Below are 2,917 nucleotides of genomic sequence, written 5' to 3'. Positions count from 1 at the left end.
AACCAACTGGATCAAGACCGGGTCGATAACCACCGCTGCGGCGCCGCCCGCACCAAAGCCCGAGCCAGCCACTGCCAGCTGGGGCGACAAGGTGCAGGTGTCGATGGCTCCGTTGCCGACGGCGCCGCCCGTCCCCGATGCGCCCCTTCCTCAGACATCAGTCGCCATCGCGCCCGCGCAGCCGGCCCCTGCTCCGGCCGCCACTGCACCCGTCACCACAGCCGCGGTTACACCCGAACCGGCTCCTACTGCCGCTACTCTGGCGCCCCCCGTCGCAGCGACGCCGGCTCCTGCTGTCGCCGAGACACCGGCGGCACCGCAGGACTTCCATTTGCAGATCGCCACGTTGCCTTCGCGTAGCGAGGCGTTCGCGCTCTCCGTGCGTCTCACTTCGCAATACGGCGGCGAATTCGGCAGGCGCAAATTGCAGGTCAGCGAGACGCAAGCCGAAAATCAAGAGAAGGCCTATCGCGTCCGGTTGGGACCCTACGGCAACGCCGACGAGCCGCAGAGGGTCTGCACCTCGCTGCGCGCCGCCGGGTACGAGTGTCTCGTCGAGTAGACGCCCCGCCCTGCTGATCTTTACCCTTCCCCCGATGCGCCGCCGCCGGCACCCCGAAATCGAATTTCGAGCCCTATGGCGTTCTGCTACGGTGACTGCGACCGGAGCAGCTGAGTGTTCGCGCGGTGGAGCTACCAATGATCGGGCTGTGGAGGATCGGCTTCGCCGTGGGCAGGATCGGCTTCGTCGCCGGATGCGTGCTGGTTGCCAGCGGCGCGACTTGGGCGGCGCCCGCATACATTAAGGCCGCGCCGGCCGAGCTGAGCGAGGCCTACGGCGAGGACGTCGCCAAGCGCGCTTTCTCGGACGAGCTGACGCAAACCCGCACCGAGCTGATCAATGAAAGCGCAAAGCTCGTTCCAGAGGGACAATGCCCCGAGGAGCCCGAGTTCACGCTGACCGACGCGTACCCCTACCAGGGAGAGCCGACCGACGTGATTTGGATCGAGCGCTACGTCGTCAATTGCGAGCAGCCGCTGCGCCGCGCGATGCTGATGCTCATGAAAGAGGGCAACATCACAGCCGTGCCTATGGCGCCGGGCTCGACTATCGCCGATCCGAACCTGCAGATCGATGCCGCCAACTTCGCCAAGACGGCCGCCCTCGCACAAAGCGAGAATGATTGCGCCGAAGCTGCGATCGTCGACACGGCGCTCGTGGCGAAGCCGGAGCAGGCCGGAGCGCCTTGGAAAGAGCAGTGGTCGGTGAGCACGTGCGGCGAGACGCAGCTGATGGACGTCCTGTTCACGCCCTCGCCGGAGGGCGGGACGAACGTCGCGGTAGCCGCCGCGTCGGACTAGGCCGGGAGCTCGCGCAGCCAGCCGCACACGCACAGATGGACCGGATGTCTATTTCCCCAAGGCGAGCGCGTGAACGAACCTGTGGACGGGTGCAGCCACCGGCACGCCCGGAACATGGGAGCGCATGCTGGCACCCCTCGGAAAGCCCGCGGTTCTTTTGCGCGAAGCGCAGCATCGGGCGCCGGCGTCATCACGGCGCTCAAGGCCGAGGGTGTGTACTGAGGCGCAAAATCCGCTAAAGTGACGCCCTGGGACAGTCGCGTGTGGAGGGCGTAATGGCGGCGGATATCGAAGCAGTGATCGCGGCCCTGCGTGTGGCGCTCGACGAAGCGCAGAAGAGCGAAGAGTCCTTCTGGAAGGTGTCCTCCGTCAATCGCTGGATCGATCTGCTGCCGGGGACCTGGATGGGCCGCTGGCGCGATCTCAAGCTGAAGGGCGACGACACGGGCGAGGCCGACCGCGAACAGTTCGTTGGCCACGTGCGCGCGGTGATTGCCTTCCTCGAAGCCAGCCGTACACCCGCTCCGCGATCGCGCAAGTGGTGGTCGCTACGCCGGCGCTCCACAACCGGCCAGCCTGTTACCCAAGCGGCGGCGACACCGGCCCGCGCGCCCGCCAAGCCGATCAATCTCCTCCGCGTCCGCAAGCCGATGCCGGGCATTCACTGACGCGACCCGGCCGTTAGGCAAAGCTTTCAAAACAACATTCGAGACGCGCTGTTCTTTAAGGAACCGCGGCAAGACTCGCGCCCGAGTATTGTGGGCCTCTTGCCAACCGCGAACGTAACATCATGAGCATCCGCCAACGAAGACAGCACGACGAAAGCTGGCCGACACGCCTGCCTGAGGAAAGCATGACGACCGCACTCCGCCGGGAAGTCGCATTCTTGAGCGGCGGCGTGACCTGTCGTGCCTGGCTGTACGTGCCGGCCGAGGCTTCTCAGCGGCCCGCGCCGTGCATTGTGATGGCTCACGGTCTCAGCGGCACGCGCGACGCTTCGCTCGAGCCTTACGCCAAGCGCTTCGCCGATGCCGGTTTCTACGTCGTGCTGTTCGACTATCGCTACCTCGGCGCCAGCGATGGCGAACCGCGGCAGCTCGTTTCCATCCCGCGCCAGCTCGACGACTGGAAGTCTGCCATTGCCTTTGCCCGCACGGTGCCGGGCGTCGATGCCGACCGCATCGGCCTGTGGGGTTGCTCGCTGTCGGGCGGTCACGTGATCGTCGCCGCGGCGCGCGACAAGCGGATCGCCGCCGTATCGGCACAATGCCCAATGCTCGACGGGCACGCGAGTGCACGCATGGTCCGCAAACAGGTCGGCTTCGGCAAGATCGCCCGCCTCGCGGCGGCATCCATCTACGATAGCGTGCGCGCCGCGTTCGCACTGTCGCCGTTCTATGTGCCGCTCGTCGCGCCCGCGGGCGAAATCGCCGCCATGCCGACGCCGGATGCGTACGCCGGCCTGAAAGCCATCGTGCCGCCGGGCTGGCGCAACCAGGTCGCCGCGCGCCTTTTCTTGCGCCTGCCGTTCTACCGGCCGATCCGCCATGCGCGT

The 2,917-nt window shown here is 66.7% G+C and carries 4 protein-coding genes; all 4 read left to right on the top strand.

Annotated features, from left to right (window positions below):
• Positions 1–562 (top strand): SPOR domain-containing protein (locus WDA27_15235; protein MFA5892278.1); only part of this gene is annotated, 562 nt, incomplete at its 5' end.
• 137 nt (positions 563–699) lie between these two features.
• Entirely contained in the window at positions 700–1,362 is a 663-nt protein-coding gene (locus WDA27_15230) for a hypothetical protein (protein ID MFA5892277.1), read from the top strand.
• Between the two features lie 275 nt (positions 1,363–1,637).
• Positions 1,638–2,030 (top strand): hypothetical protein, encoded by a 393-nt coding sequence (locus tag WDA27_15225; protein ID MFA5892276.1) that lies wholly within the window; start codon positions 1,638–1,640, stop codon positions 2,028–2,030.
• Positions 2,031–2,152: 122 nt separating this feature from the next.
• The coding region (locus tag WDA27_15220; GenBank protein ID MFA5892275.1) for an alpha/beta hydrolase at positions 2,153–2,917 on the top strand (765 nt) is incomplete at its 3' end.

The organism is Actinomycetota bacterium, from assembly GCA_041658565.1.
Lineage (GTDB): Bacteria > Actinomycetota > AC-67 > AC-67 > AC-67 > JBAZZY01.
This window is presented reverse-complemented; position numbering and strand designations above follow the sequence as displayed.